The sequence below is a fragment of the Vibrio sp. CCB-PB317 genome, from assembly GCF_022808245.1.
In the GTDB taxonomy this organism is placed as follows: domain Bacteria; phylum Pseudomonadota; class Gammaproteobacteria; order Enterobacterales; family Vibrionaceae; genus Vibrio; species Vibrio diabolicus.
Map to the genome: position 1 here is coordinate 142,095 of NZ_JALGNU010000004.1, position 20,575 is coordinate 162,669.

At 46.6% G+C, this 20,575-nt stretch carries 24 protein-coding genes; 16 read left to right on the top strand and 8 right to left on the bottom strand.

Annotated elements, in window-relative coordinates; all coding sequences use genetic code 11:
• The first annotated feature begins 188 nt into the window (after positions 1 to 188).
• The 4 genes from MTR11_RS22900 (at position 189) to MTR11_RS22915 (ending at position 5,056) form a co-directional block, all read left to right on the top strand.
• Positions 189 to 1,400 (top strand): aspartate aminotransferase family protein, encoded by a 1,212-nt coding sequence (locus MTR11_RS22900; protein WP_005397689.1) that lies wholly within the window; start codon positions 189 to 191, stop codon positions 1,398 to 1,400.
• A gap of 109 nt (positions 1,401 to 1,509) precedes the next feature.
• A complete protein-coding gene (astA, locus tag MTR11_RS22905) occupies positions 1,510 to 2,529 on the top strand; it encodes an arginine N-succinyltransferase (RefSeq protein ID WP_085344615.1) in 1,020 nt (339 codons plus the stop codon).
• Positions 2,530 to 2,557: 28 nt separating this feature from the next.
• Positions 2,558 to 4,015 (top strand): succinylglutamate-semialdehyde dehydrogenase, encoded by a 1,458-nt coding sequence (gene astD, locus MTR11_RS22910; protein WP_243328456.1) that lies wholly within the window; start codon positions 2,558 to 2,560, stop codon positions 4,013 to 4,015.
• 249 nt (positions 4,016 to 4,264) lie between these two features.
• Positions 4,265 to 5,056 carry a DUF1338 domain-containing protein gene (locus MTR11_RS22915; protein WP_005397681.1) on the top strand — a complete coding sequence of 264 codons (792 nt, stop codon included), beginning with the start codon at positions 4,265 to 4,267 and terminating at the stop codon, positions 5,054 to 5,056.
• 145 nt (positions 5,057 to 5,201) lie between these two features.
• Here MTR11_RS22915 and crp read toward each other — a convergent pair whose 3' ends face one another.
• From crp to MTR11_RS22945, 6 genes are all read right to left on the bottom strand, one after another.
• Positions 5,202 to 5,834 carry a cAMP-activated global transcriptional regulator CRP gene (crp, locus tag MTR11_RS22920; RefSeq protein ID WP_005381432.1) on the bottom strand — a complete coding sequence of 211 codons (633 nt, stop codon included), beginning with the start codon at positions 5,832 to 5,834 and terminating at the stop codon, positions 5,202 to 5,204.
• Positions 5,835 to 6,074: 240 nt separating this feature from the next.
• A complete protein-coding gene (locus MTR11_RS22925; protein WP_005397679.1) occupies positions 6,075 to 6,944 on the bottom strand; it encodes a phosphoribulokinase in 870 nt (289 codons plus the stop codon).
• Positions 6,945 to 7,068: 124 nt separating this feature from the next.
• Entirely contained in the window at positions 7,069 to 7,281 is a 213-nt protein-coding gene (locus tag MTR11_RS22930) for a YheU family protein (RefSeq protein ID WP_048626696.1), read from the bottom strand.
• Between the two features lie 33 nt (positions 7,282 to 7,314).
• A complete protein-coding gene (locus tag MTR11_RS22935; RefSeq protein ID WP_046874535.1) occupies positions 7,315 to 8,322 on the bottom strand; it encodes a hydrolase in 1,008 nt (335 codons plus the stop codon).
• Between the two features lie 87 nt (positions 8,323 to 8,409).
• Positions 8,410 to 8,898 carry a TIGR02444 family protein gene (locus tag MTR11_RS22940; protein ID WP_005397673.1) on the bottom strand — a complete coding sequence of 163 codons (489 nt, stop codon included), beginning with the start codon at positions 8,896 to 8,898 and terminating at the stop codon, positions 8,410 to 8,412.
• On the bottom strand, positions 8,895 to 10,814 hold the full coding sequence (locus tag MTR11_RS22945) for an ABC transporter ATP-binding protein (protein WP_243328457.1): 1,920 nt from the start codon (positions 10,812 to 10,814) through the stop codon (positions 8,895 to 8,897). The genes MTR11_RS22940 and MTR11_RS22945 overlap by 4 nt, the downstream gene beginning before the upstream one ends.
• 209 nt (positions 10,815 to 11,023) lie before the next feature.
• On the opposite strand from MTR11_RS22945, the gene kefG reads away from it, so the two are divergent.
• From kefG to MTR11_RS22970, 5 genes are all read left to right on the top strand, one after another.
• The gene (gene kefG, locus MTR11_RS22950) at positions 11,024 to 11,617 is read left to right on the top strand and encodes a glutathione-regulated potassium-efflux system ancillary protein KefG (protein ID WP_005397668.1); all 594 of its coding nucleotides are present in this window, start codon (positions 11,024 to 11,026) and stop codon (positions 11,615 to 11,617) included.
• On the top strand, positions 11,601 to 13,397 hold the full coding sequence (kefB, locus tag MTR11_RS22955) for a glutathione-regulated potassium-efflux system protein KefB (RefSeq protein ID WP_170892574.1): 1,797 nt from the start codon (positions 11,601 to 11,603) through the stop codon (positions 13,395 to 13,397). Before kefG ends, kefB begins: the two co-directional genes overlap by 17 nt.
• Before the next feature lie 33 nt (positions 13,398 to 13,430).
• Positions 13,431 to 13,631: a YheV family putative zinc ribbon protein gene (locus MTR11_RS22960; RefSeq protein WP_005381449.1), complete on the top strand. Its 201-nt coding sequence runs from the start codon at positions 13,431 to 13,433 to the stop codon at positions 13,629 to 13,631.
• Between the two features lie 92 nt (positions 13,632 to 13,723).
• Positions 13,724 to 14,260 (top strand): peptidylprolyl isomerase, encoded by a 537-nt coding sequence (gene slyD, locus MTR11_RS22965; protein WP_047010415.1) that lies wholly within the window; start codon positions 13,724 to 13,726, stop codon positions 14,258 to 14,260.
• A gap of 130 nt (positions 14,261 to 14,390) precedes the next feature.
• Positions 14,391 to 15,332 carry an isoaspartyl peptidase/L-asparaginase family protein gene (locus MTR11_RS22970; protein WP_046874543.1) on the top strand — a complete coding sequence of 314 codons (942 nt, stop codon included), beginning with the start codon at positions 14,391 to 14,393 and terminating at the stop codon, positions 15,330 to 15,332.
• A gap of 84 nt (positions 15,333 to 15,416) precedes the next feature.
• Here the strand turns inward: MTR11_RS22970 and MTR11_RS22975 are convergent, their stop codons facing one another.
• Both MTR11_RS22975 and MTR11_RS22980 read right to left on the bottom strand, forming a co-directional pair.
• Complete coding sequence (locus MTR11_RS22975) at positions 15,417 to 15,644, bottom strand: SlyX family protein (protein WP_005381455.1); 228 nt, start codon at positions 15,642 to 15,644, stop codon at positions 15,417 to 15,419.
• A complete protein-coding gene (locus MTR11_RS22980; protein ID WP_237309558.1) occupies positions 15,641 to 16,627 on the bottom strand; it encodes a WD40 repeat domain-containing protein in 987 nt (328 codons plus the stop codon). The genes MTR11_RS22975 and MTR11_RS22980 overlap by 4 nt, the downstream gene beginning before the upstream one ends.
• A 128-nt stretch (positions 16,628 to 16,755) precedes the next feature.
• On the opposite strand from MTR11_RS22980, the gene fkpA reads away from it, so the two are divergent.
• The 7 genes from fkpA to rpsG all read left to right on the top strand — a co-directional run bounded on the left by fkpA (position 16,756) and on the right by rpsG (position 20,556).
• Entirely contained in the window at positions 16,756 to 17,538 is a 783-nt protein-coding gene (gene fkpA / locus MTR11_RS22985; protein ID WP_005397659.1) for an FKBP-type peptidyl-prolyl cis-trans isomerase, read from the top strand.
• A gap of 143 nt (positions 17,539 to 17,681) precedes the next feature.
• Positions 17,682 to 18,404, top strand: coding sequence for a transcriptional regulator (locus MTR11_RS22990; protein ID WP_031780643.1), 723 nt, complete (start codon positions 17,682 to 17,684; stop codon positions 18,402 to 18,404).
• A complete protein-coding gene (gene tusD, locus MTR11_RS22995) occupies positions 18,401 to 18,796 on the top strand; it encodes a sulfurtransferase complex subunit TusD (RefSeq protein WP_243328458.1) in 396 nt (131 codons plus the stop codon). The genes MTR11_RS22990 and tusD overlap by 4 nt, the downstream gene beginning before the upstream one ends.
• Positions 18,793 to 19,149 (top strand): sulfurtransferase complex subunit TusC, encoded by a 357-nt coding sequence (gene tusC / locus MTR11_RS23000; RefSeq protein WP_005397648.1) that lies wholly within the window; start codon positions 18,793 to 18,795, stop codon positions 19,147 to 19,149. The genes tusD and tusC overlap by 4 nt, the downstream gene beginning before the upstream one ends.
• Before the next feature lie 7 nt (positions 19,150 to 19,156).
• Complete coding sequence (tusB, locus tag MTR11_RS23005; protein ID WP_047010412.1) at positions 19,157 to 19,432, top strand: sulfurtransferase complex subunit TusB; 276 nt, start codon at positions 19,157 to 19,159, stop codon at positions 19,430 to 19,432.
• Between the two features lie 177 nt (positions 19,433 to 19,609).
• Positions 19,610 to 19,984, top strand: coding sequence for a 30S ribosomal protein S12 (gene rpsL, locus MTR11_RS23010; protein WP_004399892.1), 375 nt, complete (start codon positions 19,610 to 19,612; stop codon positions 19,982 to 19,984).
• A gap of 101 nt (positions 19,985 to 20,085) precedes the next feature.
• Positions 20,086 to 20,556, top strand: a complete 471-nt coding sequence (gene rpsG, locus MTR11_RS23015; RefSeq protein ID WP_005382796.1) for a 30S ribosomal protein S7 — start codon at positions 20,086 to 20,088, stop codon at positions 20,554 to 20,556.
• Positions 20,557 to 20,575: the final 19 nt, after the last annotated feature.

A 20,575-nucleotide genomic window follows, 5' to 3' on the forward strand; every position in this document is an offset into this window, starting at 1 on the left:
AAATAGTCATAAGCAGTGATTAATGGAAGTTGCTTTCGAGAACGAAAAGAATAAATCACTATTGAAATGGTTAATTAAATGTAAATACAATGCCGCAATAGCTTAAATGCAAAACATTATTTGCTGGCAAAGAGAGCCGGTTAAATTCGCTTATCTGCTACGCATGCGGTATCAAGAAGGAATGTGCAATGACAACGGAAATTAAAGTAGAGCGCGGTTTATTCGATGAGGTAATGGTACCTTGCTATAACCCGATGGAAATGATCCCTGTTAAAGGTGAAGGTTCACGTGTTTGGGATCAGGAAGGTAATGAATATATCGACTTTGCTGGTGGTATTGCAGTGAGCTGTCTTGGCCATTGTCATCCAGTAATGGTAAACGCATTAACAGAGCAAGCTAACAAGCTTTGGCACTTAAGTAACGTGATGACGAACGAACCAGCACTTCGTCTGGCGAAAAAGCTAACAGAAGTGAGCTTTGCTGAGCGCGTATTCTTTGCTAACTCTGGCGCAGAAGCGAACGAAGCGGCACTTAAGCTGGCACGTCGTTACGCTGCTGACGTTCATGGCGCTGAGAAATCAGAAATTATCGCATTCAAACAAGGTTTCCACGGTCGTACGTTCTTTACCGTAACGGTTGGTGGTCAAGCGGCTTACTCTGACGGTTTTGGTCCTAAGCCTGGAGACGTTACCCACTTACCTTACAATGATATCGAAGCACTACAGGCACACATGTCTGATCGCACATGTGCGGTGATGATGGAGCCGCTACAAGGTGAAGGCGGTATCGTGCCACCAACGCCTGAGTTTGCTCAAGCAGTACGTGAGCTGTGTGACAAACACAACGCGCTACTGATCTTCGATGAAGTGCAAACCGGTAATGGTCGTACAGGTAACTTCTACGCTTACCAAGGTTTAGGTATTACACCTGATATTCTAAGCACCGCGAAATCACTTGGTGGCGGTTTCCCAATCGGTGCAATGCTTACTACTGCAAAATTAGCAGAGCACATGAAAGTCGGTACGCACGGTTCAACATACGGCGGTAACCCACTCGCGTGTGCTGTAGCAGAAGCAGTTGTGAACGAAGTTACTAAGCCTGAAGTGTTGGCTGGTGTGCTAGAACGCGAAGCGATGTTCCGCGAAGGTCTAGAGAAGATCAATGCTAAGTATAACATCTTCTCAGAAGTGCGTGGTCAAGGTCTCTTGCTTGGCGCTGCACTAAATGAAGAATGGCAAGGCCGTGCGCGTGATGTTCTTGTCGCTGCAGGCAAACAAGGTCTCATGGTATTGGTTGCGGGTGCCAATGTCGTACGTTTCACACCATCACTCGTTATCACACAACAAGAAATTGAAGAAGGCTTGGCGAAACTGGATAAAGCGATCGCGACTTTAGTTTAAGCGCGATATTAGTTTCAACGTCAACGCAGACACCCCCGTCAAGGATCTCTGATGGGGGAATTGTTCCTACAATATAGTTAGGATCTTCTTGCATCTGGAGGGAGTATTGATGCTAGTAGTTCGCCCTATCGCGATGTCGGATTATGACGCGCTGCACACTTGTGCGGTGGAGTCTGGTCACGGATTTACATCTCTACCGGTTAACGAAGAACTGTTAACCAATCGAATCAAACACTCAGAGTACAGCTTTGGTAAGCCAGATGTGGCAGAACCAGGTGATGAAGGCTACCTGATGGTCGGCTTTGACTCTGAAACGGGTGAGGTTGCGGGTACCACCGGAATCGAAGCATCTATCGGCTGGGATGTCCCATTTTACTCGTATCACATTAGTAAAGTGGTGCACTCGTCACCAAAGCTTGGCGTCAATAATGTCGTCAAACTGCTTACTTTTGGTAATAACTACACGGGTAACAGCGAAATTTGTACCTTGTTCTTGCGTGAGAAATTCCGCCAAGGTCTGAATGGTCGTCTAATGTCGAAGTGTCGTTTCCTCATGATGGCTGAGCACCCAGAGCGTTTCTCTGAAACGATCTTTGCGGAGATGCGTGGTGTTTCAGACGACGAAGGCAACTCGCCGTTCTGGCAATGGTTACAAGAGCATTTCTTCTCCATCGATTTCACGCTTGCGGATTACCTCACAGGTATCGGCAAGAAAGGCTTTATTGCTGACTTAATGCCGAAGCTGCCTATTTACATCAACCTGTTGAGTCCAGAAGCGCAAGCCGTGATTGGTCAAGTACATGACAATACTCGCCCAGCATTAAAGCTGCTTGAGCGTGAAGGCTTCACTAACCGTGGCTACGTGGATATTTTCGATGCGGGTCCAACCGTTGAATGTGACTTACGCAATATTGAATCGGTACGTCACTCGTTCCGTGCGCAAGTGAAAATTGCACAACATAGCAGTACGCAAGACTTCTTGATGTGCAACTCATCGTTCGAAAACTTCCGCGCAGCAGTCACCAAAGCGGCGTATGACCCTGAAACACAAAGCGTCATGATCGCACCAGACGTTGCGGATGCACTTTTGGTTGAGGAAGGGGATTTTGTTCGCCTTCTTCCGCAGTAACAGACGACAGAATTTAAGGATAGAAACAATGACACATTGGATTGCAGGTGAATGGGTACAAGGTCAGGGTGAAGCATTTACGTCTCTGTCACCTTACAACCAAGAAGTGATCTGGCAAGGCAACGGTGCAACGGCAGAGCAGGTGAATCAAGCGGTATCTGCAGCGCGTGAAGCGTTTATTGACTGGAAAAAACGCCCATTTGCAGAGCGTGAAGCGATCGTGTTGGCTTTTGCTGAGAAAGTAAAAGAGAACAGCGAGAAAATCGCTGAAGTCATTGCCAAAGAAACTGGTAAGCCAATTTGGGAAACGCGCACTGAAGCAGCGGCAATGGCAGGTAAAATTGCAATCTCTATTCGTGCTTACCATGACCGCACTGGTGAAGCGAGCCGTGAAGCGGCGGGCAACCAAATTGTGTTACGTCATCGCCCACTGGGCGTGATGGCGGTATTTGGCCCATATAACTTCCCTGGTCACCTACCAAATGGTCACATTGTGCCTGCGTTACTAGCGGGTAACACCGTTGTGTTCAAGCCATCCGAGCAAACGCCTTGGACTGGCGAGCTAGCTATGAAACTTTGGGAAGAAGTAGGTCTGCCGAAAGGCGTGATCAACCTTGTCCAAGGTGCGAAAGAAACCGGTATTGCGCTTGCTGATGCGAAAGGCATTGATGGCGTACTGTTCACGGGCAGCGCGAACACGGGGCATGTATTGCACCGTCAATTTGCGGGTCAACCAGGCAAGATGCTCGCACTAGAAATGGGTGGTAATAACCCGATGGTGATCTCTGATAAATACGGTGATTTGGATGCCACGGTGTACACCATCATCCAGTCAGCGTTTATCAGTGCCGGGCAGCGTTGTACGTGTGCTCGTCGTTTGTATGTGCCATTGGGTGAGAAAGGCGATGCGCTTATCACCAAGCTCGTCGAAGCGACGAAGAATATTCGCGTAGACCAACCATTTGCAGAGCCTGCGCCATTTATGGGGCCGCAAATCTCCGTTGCCGCAGCCAAGTTCATTCTCGATGCACAAGCGAACCTTCAATCACTTGGTGGTGAAAGCTTGATTGAAGCTAAAGCAGGAGAGGCGGCGTTTGTTTCTCCGGGCATTATTGATGTAACGAACATTGCTGAGCTACCAGATGAAGAGTACTTCGGTCCACTTCTGCAAGTGGTGCGTTACGAAGGGCTAGAAAAAGCCGTAGAACTGGCGAACGACACGCGCTTTGGTCTCTCTGCTGGTTTAGTTTCAACTGACGACCAAGAATGGGAATACTTCGTTGACCATATTCGCGCAGGGATCGTGAACCGTAACCGCCAGCTCACAGGTGCAAGTGGTGATGCGCCATTTGGTGGCCCTGGTGCGTCAGGTAACCTACGTCCAAGCGCTTATTACGCAGCAGACTACTGTGCGTACCCGATGGCATCAATGGAAGGTCAAGAGACTATCTTGCCTGCAACATTAAGCCCAGGTGTGGCGCTATAAGTTTTAATAACAGAGTCGCAACCATGTATTGCGGCTCACCTTGCCGGCGAATCATTTAGGTATGGGTTGTAGTGATCGTTGGCAGAACACGGAAAGTGAGCAAAGACTCGGAAAAGCGTGTTGACTGACTGGCATTTACCGTCACAGGTTGATGGCTGCTCGTTCATTATTCTGGACAACTTTTCGTTGTGAACGAGCAGTCAACTTCCGCTTACCTTTTAACTCTACATCTCGTAACAAGGAGTCGTTATGACGCCCGATGTGTTATTTGAATCGCTATGGCAAGATTACATTCAACGTCTTTGCCCCTCTGCTGCGAAAGTACATCAGCTGCTTCAAGAAGATGAGCCTCTGATTAATGATCATATAGCTTTACGTACCTTCAATATTGCGCCTCTTGGTATCGAAACCTTAGCTAAACCATTTGTAGCCATTGGCTACCAGGCATGTGGTGACTACGTTTTCGAAAGTAAAAAGCTGGTTGCTAAGCACTATGAACACCCTGATCCGAAGCAACCTAAAGTCTTTATTAGTGAGCTAAAAGTTGAGGAGTGTTCACCTGAGCTGCAAGAGATTGTGAAAAAGCTGGTGGCACAAGTCGATGCAGGCAAGCTGAACGATAGCGCATTCTTACATGGTGGACGCTTGTGGGATTTAAGCTTTGCTGACTACCAAACGTTGGCTAAAGAAAGTGAGTACGCATCTTGGTTGGCGGCGCATGGTTACGGCGCAAACCACTTCACGGTGAGCGTTAACCAGCTCAATGAATACGAAGAAGTGAAGCAAGTAAACGATCACTTACGTACGGCCGGATTTACCATTAATGAAAACGGCGGGGAAGTGAAGGGCACTCCTGAGGTGCTGCTAGAACAATCATCGACCATGGCGGATAAAGTGGCGGTTCGCTTTAGCGAAGGCACTGAAATTATCCCTGGTGGCTTTTACGAGTTTGCTAAGCGCTACCCGATGGAAAACGGTGAGCTGTACCCAGGTTTTGTGGCGGCTTCAGCGGACAAAATCTTTGAAAGTACGAATGGCTAACTTTTAGGGTTAACCTTTCGGCTAACCAACTTGCTCATTAGTCTTTTGTTGCTCTGAGCTTAATGTGGTTACAAGACAAATAAAAAGCCACCAATGTCGCCATTGGTGGCTTTTATAATTTTGTTCGCGTCACTCTGGTTTGAGATTAACGAGTACCGTAAACCACGATAGTTTTACCGTGCGCAGAGATTAAGTTCTGCTCTTCTAACATTTTCAAGATACGACCTACTGTCTCACGAGAACAGCCAACGATTTGACCGATTTCTTGACGAGTGATCTTGATTTGCATGCCGTCTGGGTGAGTCATTGCGTCTGGTTGTTTTGCAAGGTTCAGAAGCGTCTGAGCGATACGACCAGTTACGTCTAGGAACGCCAGGTCACCCACTTTTTGGCTAGTTACTTGAAGACGACGAGCCATCTGCGCAGAAAGGCGCATTAGGATGTCTGGGTTTACTTGGATAAGCTGACGGAATTTCTTGAAAGAAATTTCAGCAACTTCACAAGGAGATTTAGCACGAACCCAAGCTGTGCGCTCTTGGTCTTCCTCGAATAGACCAAGTTCACCAATAAAGTCTCCTTGGTTTAGGTAAGAAAGGATCATCTCCTTACCTTCTTCGTCTTTGATAAGAACCGCAACAGAACCTTTAACGATGTAGTACAAAGTTTCTGCCTTTTCGCCCGCATGAATTAGCGTGCTCTTTGAAGGGTACTTATGAATATGACAGTGTGAAAGAAACCACTCTAATGTTGGGTCGGTTTGAGGTTTACCTAGAACCATAATATCTCACTTCCTCTGCAGGGTACGCTTGCGCTATCCATATTTTAGCTAAGCCTGAATTAGGCCTACTAGAATAAGAGCACTTTTTATATGCTGCAAGCTCTCTTGTGTTTCGGTAAGAAATAGTATCCTTTTTCGAAAACGATTTCTTGATTTTAATCGTGCCATGATTGAGATTTTGTAAGCAAAACTGTGCACATGATCACGGTATGAAAAGTAAACATCTTCGCAGGCAGGTTTTTAGCCAATTTTCCCTGTTTCGATGAGCTGTTGTAGGATAGGCCGAACTATGAGCTCCATTGCAAAGCTCATCTTACCGCCTGGCACGACAATCGTGTTGTGGCGTGACATGAATGAGCCATCAATCATAGCCAGGAGATATGGGAAGTCGACTTTCTTTATCCCACGCAAGCGAATTACGACAAAGCTCTCATCCAGGCTTGGGATACCCTTCGCATTAAGGGGGTTGGAGGTATCGACCGTTGGGACGCGCTGAAAGTTAATATGAGTGCGAGAAAATTGCGGAGTGATGTAGTTAAGATAATCGTCCATCGAGCGCACGATAGAATCCATTACTGCTTCTCGTGAATGACCGCGGTCACGAGTATCACGCACAAACTTTTGGATCCACTCTAAGTTTACGATTGGTACCATACCAATCAAGAAATCCACATGCTGCGCAACATTAACATCGCCATCCACAACACCGCCGTGCAAGCCTTCATAGAAGAGAACGTCACTGTTCTCCGGTAAGTCCTGCCACGGTGTGAAGGTTCCAGGCATTTGATTATAAGGTACGGCCTCGTCAAAGGTGTGTAGGTAGCGACGTACGCTGCCTGCGCCATCGTGACCATATTTACGGAAAAACTCTTCCAATCCTGGAAAGTCATTAGCTTGAGGGCCAAAGTAGCTAATGTGTCGACCTTGCTCGCGCGCTTTACGGATTTCTATATCCATTTCAGGGCGAGTAAAGCGATGGAAGCTGTCGCCTTCAACCCATGCGGGTTTAACGTTCATCATATTGAACATCTTACGGAAGGCTTCAGATGTAGTGGTCGTGCCGGCACCGGATGAACCAGTAACCGCAATAATTGGGTGTTTAGCTGACATGACAAACCTTGTCGAAAATTACTTACCTGTAATGTGCAGTAGGCTGCTACTGCACGGTCGATAACCCACTATAGCACGTAACAATGCCTTGTCATTGAGTGGGGTACGGTAAAATGTGAAGGGTCTAAAATTTTGTTTTTACCTGAATATCGACGGTTTCGTGCAGTTCAGAGAACACGATAACCGCTTCGCCTTTTTCTAATTGAGTTTTTACTTGATCCACTTTGTCTTGCAAAGAAATCTCGACGGTTCCGTAATCCGTGCCTTCACGTAAGACGAATTCACGAATTAAGTTTTCCAATGTTTCTGGCGCAATGTCTTGCCATGGAATGATCATAAATACCTCGAACTTTTATGATGAGCGGCTAGTTTACTGCTTTCGCTGCTTGGATACAGCAGAAAGGTAATCTGCGGCAATACTTTCGTAATACGCTGGCAGCGCTTCTTCCAACCAAAATTTCGGCTTGAGCGCTGAACCGGTAAGGAAACCAACATGCCCACCGTGCTCAAAGAGACGGTAATCAATATTATCTGGCAGAACAAATTTCGGGATCACATCGTCGGTCATGAATGGATCGTCTTTGGCGTGAATGATCAGTGTCGGTAGCGTGATCTGTTGTAATTTACTTAAGCCAGAACATTGATCGTAATAATCTTGTGCGTCTTTAAAACCGTGCAGTGGTGCCGTGATCAAATCATCAAATTCATACAATCGTGTGACACGTTTTATTGAGTTGTAGGACAAAGCGAGCTCGCCATGCAACAAGTGATGTTTTTGCAACGCGTTGCGTTTGAGCGAAGAGAGCAGGTAACGGCGATACACTTTCGAAAAGCCTTGTTCAATACGGTTCGCACACGCTGCTAAGTCTAAAGGTGCTGAGATAATGGTCGCCGCATTCAAAATGGGGTGGTCTTTGTATTGGGCTAAATAATTCGCCAACATGTTACCGCCAAGAGAAATGCCAACCGCAACTTTGGGGTTATCAGGAAAGCGTTGCTCAAGGTGCTCTAAGAAGTGGCGGGCGTCAGTCACTTCACCAGAATGATAGGCGCGAGCTTTCTTGTTTGGCTTACCGCTACAACCGCGGAAATGCATCATCACCGACAGCCATCCGGATTGAGCAAATGCATTCATTAGGCCATTGGCGTAAGGGCTATAGAAGCAGCCTTCTAGTCCATGAAATAAAACAAAAATCGGCTTTTTTTGCGCAGGTTCTTGGGTTGGGTCCTCGCTCCATGCGAGATCGAGAAAATCGCCATCGGATGTATCGAGGGTTTGCCAAATCGGCGTAAACAACGCTTTTTTGCGAATAAAACGCGGTAAAAGCGTTTGAAGGTGCGGGTTTTTGATCCCGGCGGCTGCGAAAAATTGTGTCATACCTAACTGCTCTTATGCGGTTCTTCGGTGTCAGTTGAAGAACTTATTAATATAATCCTTTATAAAGATTATAGGTATTCTACAGATTTATGGGCGTTTTGGTGGGTGAATGTTTGGCACCGGAATAGCAAAGGCCTGTTGCAAATGCTCACCACCAAGTTGACGACAGTATCTCAGCGTGAGTGGGGCGCCATCATTTTTGACCAGCGTGAGCGAGTTAATGCAGTTCACCAAATCCGCTTGTTGCTGCTTTTCTAGTTGCAGCTCAAACTGCAAGGTTTCACGATATAAAGCGTCATTGACTTGAGACTTAAGATGGCGACGTAAGTCGCGAAAAGAGTGCAATAAGGTTTCGCTTCGGCCCAGACAGCTTTGTACCAGAGGCCAGTCTTTTTCTTGGAAAATGAGTTGCTGCTCATCGAGCCATCTGAGCAGCAGGAGTAGGTTCACGTTGCCGTGATAATTGTTCTGTAATGATAAACACGCTTCTTTCACTTCTCGCACACCATAAAACTGCAGACTGAACTGCCAAAGGTGCTCTAGGGTGAGTGTGTATTCAGCGTGTTGATTACTCATTGATTAAACTCTAGCTCCATCTGCTCCAGTTCTTCCTGAGCAGACATCCATTCCATTTCAATTTCTTCGAGCTCTGCCTTACTAGAAGCTTGAAGAGCCAGCACTTGGTTAAGTTTAGCTTTATTTTCGGCTTCATACAGTGAGTTATCTGCCAATTGTTCTTCAGCTTCGGCCAGTGTAGCACCTAACTTATCCATTTTATTTTCTAATTGTGTCAGCGTTTTGCGAATTGGCGCCGTCTGCTTACGAAATTCTGCATCGCGACGTTTCTGCTCTTTTTTCGCTGCCGCGCTGTTGGCGCTATCTTTGGCTGGCTGTGCAGCTTGTGCTTCTTTGCGTTCCGCTCTTTGTTGCTCAGTTAACCATTTGTAGTAGTCGTTTAAGTCACCATCGAACGGCGCAACTTGACGATCATGCACCAAGTACAAGTCATCGGTTGTAGCACGCAGTAAGTAGCGATCGTGCGAAACAATCACCATTGCACCTTCGAACGTTTGCAGTGCCATCGTCAATGCCTGACGCATGTCCAAATCCAAGTGGTTGGTTGGTTCATCAAGTAGCAACAGGTTTGGCTTTTGCCACACAATTAAGGCCAGCACTAAACGGGCTTTTTCACCACCCGAAAACGGCGCGACTTTCTCCAGTGCTTTGTCGCCTTGGAAGCCAAAGCTGCCCAGGTAATCACGTAGCTGTTGTTCGGTTTGATCCGGCGCGATCTGCATCATGTGTTGCAGCGGCGTTTCCTCAGGGTGCAGCGTTTCTAATTGATGCTGAGCAAAGTAACCTATTTTTACGCCTTGTGAGTAAGTCAGATCGCCACCTTGCGCGTTAAGCTCACCAGAGAGCAATTTGATCAAGGTCGATTTACCCGCGCCATTACGGCCGAGTAGACCAATGCGACTGCCAGGAACCAAGTTCAAGCGGATCTTCTCTAAGATCAGGTTGTCACCGTAGCCTGCCGATACTTCATCCATCATCATGATTGGGTTTGGCAGCGCCGCGGGCTCACGGAATTGGAAGCTAAATGGGTTATCGAATTGAGCGGGTAACACTTTCTCCATGCGCTCCAAAGCTTTAATACGGCTTTGAGCCTGGCGTGCTTTAGAGGCTTTATAACGGAAGCGGTCGATGTAGCTTTGCATGTGCGACATCTGTTTCTGTTGCTTCTCGAACATCGCTTGCTGCAGCACCATTTTTTGCGCTCGTTGGTTTTCGAACGACGAATAGTTACCCGTGTATTCGTTCAATTGTTGGTTTTCGATGTGAATAATACGGCCAACAATGGGGTCAAGGAAGTCACGGTCGTGCGAGATCAGGATCAGTGTGCCTGGGTAGTTTTGTAGCCAACGTTCAAGCCACATCACCGCGTCTAAGTCCAAGTGGTTGGTTGGCTCATCGAGTAGCAATAAGTCAGAACGGCACAATAGCGCTTGGGCTAAGTTAAGGCGCATACGCCAACCACCTGAGAATTGAGTCAAACTCCAACTCATTTGCTCTTGGCTGAAACCTAAACCGTCGAGCAATTCTGCCGCGTGAGCGCGAATGCTATAACCGCCGATGGTTTCAATTTTACCGTGGATCTCGGCAACCAAGGTGCCGTTGTCTTGTGCTTCCGCTTCAGCCAACTTCTTTTCGAGCGCTCGGTACTCGCGATCACCATCAATGACGTATTCCAGTGCAGTGCGCTCTAGCGCAGGCGTTTCCTGTGCGACCCAGGCCAACTCCCAATGTTGAGGTTGGCTAAATGAGCCTGCATCAATCGACAGTTCATCTTTCAGCAATGCAAATAGCGTTGATTTACCGCAGCCGTTTTTGCCCACAAGACCGACTTTATCGCCAGGATGGATAGTCGCTGAAGCTTGATCTAAAAGAGGTTTACCGCCACGCAGTAACTGAATATCAGAGAAGGTAATCATAAAGTTTTCATTCACTTTGCGCAGTGCGCGTTGCTTGGTTACATAGCGAAGTGGTTTCAATCGTTTTTAAAGCCACTTGGGTATATATCTAGCGGTGAATAGTAGGGGTATTGGCCGGAAAAGTCGATTGATTCGCTTTAATTGCATTATGCTGTACAAAAAAGTATAACAATTTGATAACGGATAAAAATAACCACAAGGACGACCATTTGGCTGTTGCACCGTCTATTCTCCCAAGAGTTCTGGTCATTTATGCTCATCCAGAGCCACATAACTCGATTGCTAATCAAGTGATGATTAAAAAAGCTCAGTCGCTTGAGCACGTCACTGTGCACGATCTTTACGGTGTTTACCCTGACTTCTTTATTGATGTGAATTATGAACATGAGTTGTTGCTCACGCATGATGTGATCGTGTTTCATCACCCGCTTTATATGTATTCATGCCCAGCCCTGTTAAAAGAGTGGTTGGACCGAGTGCTGGGCAAAGGTTTTGCTTTTGGCGGAGGTTCGGCGCTGGAGGGAAAATACTGGCGCAGTGTGATTACAACGGGAGGGAAAGAAGAGGCCTTTAGCGCGAAGGGGTACAACAAATATCCATTAGAGCAAATCTTACAACCGTTTGAACTGACGGCTGCCTTGTGTCAAATGCACTGGATTGAACCTTTGGTGTTGTATTGGTCGCGTAATGTCTCGGATATTGAGCGGTATGAGCACGCCGAATTGTATCGTCGGTGGTTGAACAACCCACTTGAAAACTGGGAAGCAACAGACCAAGGAGGTCAGTATGGCGATAACCAGTGAGTTTCTTCAAAGTAGCGTGGTCTTTCTCTCAGCAGCGGTTATCGCGGTGCCGATTGCTCAGCGTCTCGGACTTGGCTCGGTTTTAGGTTATTTACTTGCCGGTGTGTTGATTGGCCCTTGGGGCCTTGGCTTAATCAGTGATGTTGATGCTATTTTGCACTTTGCTGAACTTGGGGTCGTGTTGTTACTGTTCTTGATCGGCCTTGAACTAAATCCTAAAAAACTGTGGCAAATGCGAGGACCGATTCTAGGTTTAGGCGGCGCGCAGGTGGTGGTTACGACCGCCGTGATCGGCAGTGTCGTCAGTATGTTCGGCGTAAGCATGCAAGTGAGTTTGGTGATTGGGATGGGGTTGGCGCTGTCCTCGACGGCAATTGCTCTTAAAGTGATTGAAGAGCAAGGGCTCAATGGCACCGAAACGGGTCAGTCTGGTTTTGCGGTATTGCTCTTTCAAGATATTGCCGTGATCCCAATGTTGGCAATGTTGCCCTTGCTTGCTGGCGGGCAGAGTGGCGGTAGTTGGTTAGATGTCTTCACGGTATTAGGTAGTGTGGTGGCCCTGTTGATTGGTGGTCATTTCTTATTGCGTCCACTATTTCGTTTTGTTGTGATGAGCGGCGTTCGTGAGCTCTTTACCGTCGCCGCATTGTTGGTTGTGCTTGGGATTTCTGTCGTGATGCAAAAGCTCGGGCTTTCTATGGCTCTAGGGACTTTCTTAGCCGGCGTTCTGCTGGCTGAGAGTGAGTATCGACATGAATTGGAAATCGCTATCGAGCCGTTTAAAGGTTTGTTGTTGGGGTTGTTCTTCATCGCGGTTGGCATGGCGGTAAATTTGGGGTTATTGGCATTACACCCTTTAGAGATTCTGGGCGCGGTGGTGGCTTTGGTCGTGGTTAAGGGCTTGGTTTTGTATGCATTGGCGAGAGCTGCCCATGTCGGAGCCAAAGCGAGAAGCCGTATGGCCGCGATTTTAAGCCAAGGTGGTGAGTTTGCCTTTGTCATATTTACCGCAGCGAGCCAAGAGGGCATTTTATCCAAAGAGCAAGTAGCGTTTTTGTTGGTGGTGGTCAGTTTATCCATGGTGACGACACCACTTTTGCTGATGGGACAAAAAAAATGGTTTGCTCATACCCTGAATCAAGAAGAAGAGGGCATGACCACGAAAGTAGTGGATCGCCGGCCACGCGTGATCATTGCAGGCTTTGGACGTTTCGGTCAGATCGTCGGACGTTTAATGTATGCCAATAAAATCAAAGTGACGGTATTAGAAAGTGATGCCAGCCAAATCCACCTACTGCGCAAGTATGGTTACAAAGTGTTTTATGGTGATGCTACCCAAATTGATCTTTTACGGGCTGCTGGCGCAGATAAAGCAGAAGCATTGGTCATTTGTACCGATTCACCTGATGAGGTGATGGCCATCGTTGATATCTGCCGCGTGCACTTCCCGAAACTTAAGTTGCTAGCCCGAGCAAGAAGCCGTGTCGAGGCGTATCAGTTAATGAGCCACGGTGTCGAGAATTACTCTCGTGAAACATTTTTAGGGGCATTGGATCTCGGTCGCCAAGCGCTCGTAGAACTTGGTATGCACCCATATCAAGCAAAGCGGGCAGAAGCACATTTTCGTAAGTTAGATAATGCTATGCTTAAGGACTTATTGCCTCAGCACAATGAAGATAAGAAATTGGCTCAGAGAGCGAAAGAGGCACGCAAAGAGCTAGAAGAAATTTTTGGTCGTGAGATGGAGAGCGACCATCAGTCACCTAATCATTGGAAGTAGTACTTGAGCCAAGACTCAAGCTAAGGAAATAGCGTGAAAATCAAGAAACGTTTTATTGCCGGCGCTAGCTGCCCAAATTGCAGCCAGCAAGATACCCTGCGCTGGTGGATTGAAAATAATATCGAGTTAGTTGAGTGTGTCGAGTGTGAGTTTACTGAGCAGCGTAAACCGCAATCTGTAGAGAAAAATAAACACTCAGATCAGGAAATGATCGGAATTTTTAAGCCGGAATAATTGAACTTCGATAATTGATCCCCATAATACACCCAGATATCTCAGTACTTAACCCCATTCAGGTTAAGTCAATTAATCTCCCTGGAGTTAGTATGAAAATTGAAAAGAACGTTGTTGCAAGCCTTGCATACAAAGTAATGTTGGAAGACGGTGTCGTTGTTGATCAATCAACAGCAGAAGCGCCTCTAGATTACCTTCACGGTCACAACAACCTAATCACTGGTCTTGAAAAAGAGCTTGAAGGTAAAGTGGCTGGCGACAAGTTCTCAGTAACGGTAGCTCCTGAGGAAGCTTACGGCGAGCACAACGATGCGCTAGTACAACGCGTTCCTGCGGACGTATTCCAAGGCGTTGACCAAATCGAAGTGGGCATGCGCTTCCTAGCTGACACTGACCAAGGTCCAATCCCTGTAGAAGTAACAGAAGTTGACGGCAACGAAGTGGTTGTTGACGGTAACCATATGCTAGCTGGTCAAACACTAACTTTCGAAGTAGAAGTTATGTCTACACGTGAAGCAACAGCAGAAGAGATCGAACACGGTCATATCCATCAAGCTGGTGGCTGTGGTCATGACCATGATCACGACGATGAAGGCTGCTGTGGCGGCGGTAGCTGTGGTTCTCACTAATCATAAGCTCCTTCACTAGATAATCTTATCTAGCAAAGCTTTGAAAAGCGCAAGTTGAGGTTTCAACTTGCGCTTTTTGTTTATCTAAGGTGTAGTGCATAGAAGAAAAGAACAACTCATGGAAAAAGCGATGACAAAACCTTTCTCGATTGCGATTCATGGTGGCGCAGGCACCATTTTACGTGAACAGATGAGCAATGAACTTCAGCAATCGATCTTGGCTGATTTGGAAGCGTCGGTAAAAGCTGGCTATCAAATTCTAGAGAAAGGCGGCGACGCTTTGGATGCGGTTGTTGCTGCAGTAAAAGTATTGGAAGACTCGCCTAACTTTAATGCGGGTAAAGGCTCGGTGCTGACCAACAACGAAATGGTAGAAATGGATGCCTCTGTCATGGATGGTCGAAACCAAGCCGCAGGAGCGGTCGCTGGTGTTCGTCATATCAAGAATCCAATTGAGCTCGCTCGTGACGTAATGCGAAACAGCAATCACGTGTTGTTGGTGGGTGAGGGCGCAGAGAAGTTTGCTTTTGAACAAGGCCATGAGTATACCGAACAGGATTACTTCTTTACTGATCGCCGTTATGAGCAGTTGCTGTCTATGCGTGAGAAAGGGCTGTTTGCTTTGTCGGAATCTCGTTACCCAGATGATCGTAAACATGGCACCGTCGGAGCCGTAGCGTTGGACCAACAAGGCAACTTAGCCGCTGCCACCAGTACGGGGGGCGTGACGAATAAGCAATACAATCGAGTCGGAGATTCGGCTTTGATAGGCTGCGGCACGGTGGCCGAAAATGGCGTCGTCGCGGTCTCGACTACGGGTGTCGGTGAGTTTTTTATCCGTAAACGTGTCGCAGAAGACGTCGCCGCGCGGATGCGTTACTTACAAGAAGATATTCATACTGCTTGTGAGCATATTATTCAGGGGGAACTGAAAGAGATGGGCGGCGAAGGCGGTTTAATCGCAATTGACGCGCAAGGTGAGCTGCACTTTGCGATGAACAGCTCTGGCATGTACCGAGCTGGCATTAATACGCAAGGCGAGCTGAGCGTCAAAATTTACGCCGACGAATAGCTTCCTCTTGAGCAACCTTCTTAAGTAATCAATACAATAAAGCCCAGAACATTTTCTGGGCTTTATGCTATTTGAGCCTGCCTTTTAATAATGCGGTGGTGGGGTTTCTTCTGACGGATCGGCTAAATTCGACGAGTCCATATTTTTTACTTTACCTACCACATATTTCATCTGATCGAGCATCTTGGTAATTTGCAGTTGCTGCTGCGATAAGGCACCGTTCAGATCTTCAATAGTCTGTTCTTGGAACGCAAGCTGACATTCTAAGTCATTAATGCGTGCTTCCAATTGCTGAATGATTTTTTCTGTCATGATCCTTTCTCTAACTGCCAAGCTTGGGCAATACCTGCTGAAGTAGCAGTAATTACGCGTTGTTTTGAATCAAAGGCTGCATCATACACGACCGCACGGGGAGGGCGAGTGTCTTTTTTTGGCTCAACTTCAAATCCGCCAATCCGTTTTCCGGTTTGAGTATTCCATATTGAAACGCGGCCAGAAGGCGTTCCTGTCACTAACTGAGTTCCGTCATCAGAAAATCGCGCAGTAGAAAAGATCAATTGGCGCGACCAACTGCTCAACTGTGTGACTTCTTGTCCAGTTTTTAAATCCCAAATTACTGCTTGGTTTCCGCCATCGGATGTCATTGCTAACTTGCCATCTCGTTGCAGGGCAACACGAACAACCCGTTGTTCATGTTCGAAGGTCCGCAGCACTTGTCCGGTTTCGGTGTCCCACAAATACGCTTTGTAGTCATTACCACCAGTCAGTGCGAAGCGGCCATTAGGAGAAATGGCGACGGAATTGACTTTTTCACGATGCGCAAGGAACTCCAAGCGACGTCCGGTGACTAAGTTGACGTAAATTGCTTTACCGTTGGATAACCCGAGCAGAACTTGCTCACCGTTACTGGTGATATCAACGTCGCGAATGAGCGCATCAGAAATAGACCAAAGGCCTTCGGATTGCGTCCAACCTAAGTCCCAAACTGCGAAGTTCATTTGGCTTGCTGTGACTGCATAGCGACCATTGTCTGAGATACGAATATGGGATACCACGTTGGCATCGGCATCGAGCTCGCCCAGGTTGGCTAGTTGTTCATTTTGCTCTAGGTCCCACAGCATCAAATGGTGTTGCTGAGAATAGAGCAGAGCAAATCGTCCATCTCTGCTAAGTGCGAAGCTCGTCGCACCCTGAGGCTCTATCGGCCAACGGTGCACTTCACGCTCGGCGAAAAAGCAACCATTTAACGTGGTGATGACAATTAAATATAGGAATAAATGAGAAATTCTTTGCATCACATCTAATAATCCGGTTTGTGTCTTAAGACATATAGCTAGTATATTGGTATAACGATTGTCTTCACTAGTCTCATAGAAGATTTGTGCACAACAACCAATGGCAAAGCCATTATTGGGAGAATTTAATGAAATCAGTTTTAAAAGTGTCGCTACTTGCTGCAACAGTTATGCTAGCGGTAGGTTGTCAGAAAGAAGAAACTAAAACAGAAGCCGCACCTCAAGCAGAACAAGTTCAAGCAGAAACCGGTAAAGCGGTTCACTTTAAAACCGACGACGATAAAGCGGCATACGCAATCGGTGTTTCATTTGCTAACTACCTAAGCACAAGCATCGACAAGCCAAGCGAAATCGGCATTAATCTTAACAAAGACTTGGTACTAAAAGGTATCGAAGACGTCTTCAAAGGCAATGCTGAATTGAATGAAGAAGAAACACGTGCAGCACTAGAATCTCTAGATAAGCGTGTTGCTGAAAAGATGCAAGCACAAGCGGCTGAGAAAGCTGCTGAAGCAAAAAAAGCTGGCGATGATTTCCGTGCTGAGTTCGAGAAGCAAGAAGGCGTAGTGAAGACAGATACAGGTCTTCTATACCAAGTTATTACTCCTGCTGAAGGTGAGAAGCCAAAAGACACTGATACGGTTCAAGTACACTACAAAGGTACGCTAATCGATGGTACGCAATTTGATAGCTCTTACGATCGTGGTGAACCTGCAACATTCCCACTTAACCGTGTAATCCCAGGTTGGACAGAAGGTGTTCAGCTAATGCCTGTGGGTTCTAAATTCAAATTCGTTATCCCGCCAGAGCTAGCATACGGTGATCAAGACACACCAAGCATTCCTGCTAACTCAACGCTAGTATTTGAAGTTGAGCTGCTAAAAGTCGAGAACGACAACGCAGAGCAATAACAATAAGCCGCGATAAGTTATTGAAAAAGGTCCGTTTAACGGGCCTTTTTTGTTCTAGGTCACTAGTTGGTGAGTTTGCTAGGTTGATTTTCAAATTTTCTGATAAACTTACACCAATTTGTTGATTTTTCGCTCGAAGGCTTATGACAACTACAGAAACAATAAACGCGGAGATGTTGCTCGAAATGGAATCCGTTAACGTGATGCCGTTTACCGAGCACGACAAAATCATTTTAAGATCTTATGAGGCGGTCGTTGATGGTATCGCCAGCCTGATAGGCCCCTTTTGTGAAATCGTTCTTCACTCGCTAGAAGACTTAAATACCTCTGCAATTAAAATCGCTAACGGTGAAAACACGGGTCGCCAAGTCGGCTCACCGATCACTGATTTAGCGCTTAAAATGCTAAAAGACATCGAAGGCTCGGAGCGCAACTTCTCACGTTCGTACTTTACCCGTGCAAAAGGTGGCGTGTTGATGAAGTCGATCACTGTTGCCATTCGTAATGGTGAAAATCGCGTGATTGGTTTGTTGTGTATCAACGTCAACTTGGACGCGCCTTTCTCGCAAGTCCTTCAATCTTTCATGCCAACGCAAGAAGCAAAAGAAGCGGCTTCCTCAGTTAACTTTGCTAGTGACGTAGAAGAGTTGGTGGACCAAACTGTTGAACGCACCATCGAAGAGATCAATGCGGATAAATCCGTATCGAACAACACCAAGAATCGCCAAATCGTGATGGAATTGTACGACAAAGGCATCTTCGATATTAAAGATGCCATCAACCGCGTTGCAGATCGTCTTAACATTTCAAAACACACCGTCTACTTATACATTCGTCAACGTAAAACCGAGGACGATGAAAAGTGAGTAAACTGACTTACACATTGGTGGTGAACGGTCCTGTTTACGGTAGCCAGTCAGCGCGCAGTGCTTATCAGTTCGCCAAGGCGGTGATTGAGCAAGGCCATCAGTTAGTGAGCGTTTTCTTTTATCAAGATGGCGTGACCAATGGTAATGCTTTGAGTGTGCCTGCCAACGACGAATTTGATCTCAATAAGGCATGGCAATCTTTGGCAAAAGAGCATGGTGTTCGTCTAGAAACTTGTGTTGCTGCGGCTTTGCGTCGCGGGATCGTAAGTGAAGAAGAAGCGAATCAACATGGTTTGGTCCAGAGCAATCTAGCGGAAGGTTTTGAGCAAGCCGGCTTAGGTAGCTTAGCCGAAGCGATGTTAACCCAAGACAGAGTGGTACAGTTTTGAGTCAGCTAACTTATCTATTTCGTAGCGCACCGCATGGCAGTGCGGCTGGTCGTGAAGGTGTGGATGCACTGTTAGCCGCGTCGGCTTACTGTGAAGATATCAGCGTCATTTTCATGGGAGATGGGGTTTACCAGCTTCTACTAGGACAAGAACCGAGTAAGATCTTGAGCAAAGATTATGCGCCGATGCTGAAGCTTTTCGATTTATACGATATCGAACAAGTCTTTGTGTGCTCAGAGTCATTAGCTCAGCGAGGTTTGGCTCAAGCGGATTTAGTCATTGAAGCTCAAGCGTTAAGCTCAGAGCAGCTCAAAGATAAGTTGCAACACGCTGGCAAGCTACTGTCGTTCTGAGGAAGTTATGCTACATATTATAAAAACGGTCTCCGCCCTAGAAGACGCCATGCCCTTATGTAATGTACAGGATGACATCTTACTTATAGAAGATGCCGTGTACGCTGCTAACTCGCAGCATAAAGCGTTTTCCCACCTAAAAAACCGCAGTGTATTTGTGCTAGAGAGCGATATTCACGCTCGCGGTATTGCGAATCGTATCAGTCCATCACTGACGATCGTGAATTACTCAGGCTTCGTTGAGCTCACAGTTAAACAGGATAAATCGCTTACTTGGGATTGAACGTGATTTACTGTCGCTAAAGCTTTACGGATGAATTGTCCTAATTGAACAAAAAAGATCCGTATATTTCTTGACACACCTCTCACTGCTGCATAGAATTTTGCGTCCCTAACTGCAATGGTAGTTGGGGATAGATTTTTCACAAAGCTTACTTTCAAGTAAATCAGGAGCTAGTTAATGGCAACTATTAACCAGTTGGTACGTAAGCCTCGTGCAAAGCAAGTTGTTAAAAGCAACGTGCCTGCACTAGAAGCGTGCCCACAAAAACGTGGTGTATGTACTCGTGTTTACACTACTACACCTAAAAAACCTAACTCAGCACTTCGTAAAGTTTGTCGTGTACGTCTGACAAACGGCTTCGAAGTTACATCGTACATCGGCGGTGAAGGTCACAACCTTCAAGAGCACAGTGTTGTACTAATCCGTGGCGGTCGTGTAAAAGACCTTCCGGGTGTACGTTACCACACTGTTCGCGGTGCACTTGACTGTGCTGGCGTTAACGACCGTAAACAAGGTCGTTCTAAGTACGGTGTGAAGCGTCCTAAGTCTTAATGGATTCCGTTAAGTAAGGCCAAACACTAAATTATTTTTAATTTTTTGAAAAAACTGAAAAGTTTTGGATAAAACCTGAAGAAGACAACGGAGATAAATCCATGCCACGTCGTCGCGTCATTGGTCAGCGTAAGATCCTTCCAGATCCAAAATTCAAATCTGAATTGCTGGCAAAATTCGTTAACATCCTAATGGTTGACGGTAAAAAATCTACTGCAGAGAAAATCGTTTACACTGCACTAGATGCTATGGCTGAAAAGTCTGGTAAAGACCACTTAGCTATTTTTGAAGAAGCTCTTGAAAACGTACGCCCTGCGGTAGAGGTTAAATCTCGCCGTGTTGGTGGTTCAACTTACCAAGTACCTGTAGAAGTACGTCCGGTTCGCCGTAACGCACTTGCTATGCGTTGGTTGGTTGAAGCTGCGCGCAAGCGTGGTGAAAAATCTATGGCTCAACGCCTAGCAGCTGAAATGCTAGACGCGTCTGAGAACAAAGGTACTGCGGTTAAGAAACGTGAAGACGTTCACCGCATGGCTGACGCAAACAAAGCGTTCGCTCATTACCGCTGGTAATACCTTCTGTGCTGCGAGG

Excerpts from the sequence above, each read along its gene's own strand:
- MTR11_RS22900 (WP_005397689.1), top strand. The coding sequence starts at position 189 with ATGACAACGGAAATTAAAGTAGAGCGCGGTTTATTCGATGAGGTAATG.
- astA (WP_085344615.1), top strand. The coding sequence starts at position 1,510 with ATGCTAGTAGTTCGCCCTATCGCGATGTCGGATTATGACGCGCTGCAC.
- astD (WP_243328456.1), top strand. The coding sequence starts at position 2,558 with ATGACACATTGGATTGCAGGTGAATGGGTACAAGGTCAGGGTGAAGCA.
- MTR11_RS22915 (WP_005397681.1), top strand. The coding sequence starts at position 4,265 with ATGACGCCCGATGTGTTATTTGAATCGCTATGGCAAGATTACATTCAA.
- crp (WP_005381432.1), bottom strand. The coding sequence starts at position 5,834 with ATGGTTCTAGGTAAACCTCAAACCGACCCAACATTAGAGTGGTTTCTT.
- MTR11_RS22925 (WP_005397679.1), bottom strand. The coding sequence starts at position 6,944 with ATGTCAGCTAAACACCCAATTATTGCGGTTACTGGTTCATCCGGTGCC.
- MTR11_RS22930 (WP_048626696.1), bottom strand. The coding sequence starts at position 7,281 with ATGATCATTCCATGGCAAGACATTGCGCCAGAAACATTGGAAAACTTA.
- MTR11_RS22935 (WP_046874535.1), bottom strand. The coding sequence starts at position 8,322 with ATGACACAATTTTTCGCAGCCGCCGGGATCAAAAACCCGCACCTTCAA.
- MTR11_RS22940 (WP_005397673.1), bottom strand. The coding sequence starts at position 8,898 with ATGAGTAATCAACACGCTGAATACACACTCACCCTAGAGCACCTTTGG.
- MTR11_RS22945 (WP_243328457.1), bottom strand. The coding sequence starts at position 10,814 with ATGATTACCTTCTCTGATATTCAGTTACTGCGTGGCGGTAAACCTCTT.
- kefB (WP_170892574.1), top strand. The coding sequence starts at position 11,601 with ATGGCGATAACCAGTGAGTTTCTTCAAAGTAGCGTGGTCTTTCTCTCA.
- slyD (WP_047010415.1), top strand. The coding sequence starts at position 13,724 with ATGAAAATTGAAAAGAACGTTGTTGCAAGCCTTGCATACAAAGTAATG.
- MTR11_RS22970 (WP_046874543.1), top strand. The coding sequence starts at position 14,391 with ATGACAAAACCTTTCTCGATTGCGATTCATGGTGGCGCAGGCACCATT.
- MTR11_RS22975 (WP_005381455.1), bottom strand. The coding sequence starts at position 15,644 with ATGACAGAAAAAATCATTCAGCAATTGGAAGCACGCATTAATGACTTA.
- MTR11_RS22980 (WP_237309558.1), bottom strand. The coding sequence starts at position 16,627 with ATGCAAAGAATTTCTCATTTATTCCTATATTTAATTGTCATCACCACG.
- fkpA (WP_005397659.1), top strand. The coding sequence starts at position 16,756 with ATGAAATCAGTTTTAAAAGTGTCGCTACTTGCTGCAACAGTTATGCTA.
- MTR11_RS22990 (WP_031780643.1), top strand. The coding sequence starts at position 17,682 with ATGACAACTACAGAAACAATAAACGCGGAGATGTTGCTCGAAATGGAA.
- tusB (WP_047010412.1), top strand. The coding sequence starts at position 19,157 with ATGCTACATATTATAAAAACGGTCTCCGCCCTAGAAGACGCCATGCCC.
- rpsL (WP_004399892.1), top strand. The coding sequence starts at position 19,610 with ATGGCAACTATTAACCAGTTGGTACGTAAGCCTCGTGCAAAGCAAGTT.
- rpsG (WP_005382796.1), top strand. The coding sequence starts at position 20,086 with ATGCCACGTCGTCGCGTCATTGGTCAGCGTAAGATCCTTCCAGATCCA.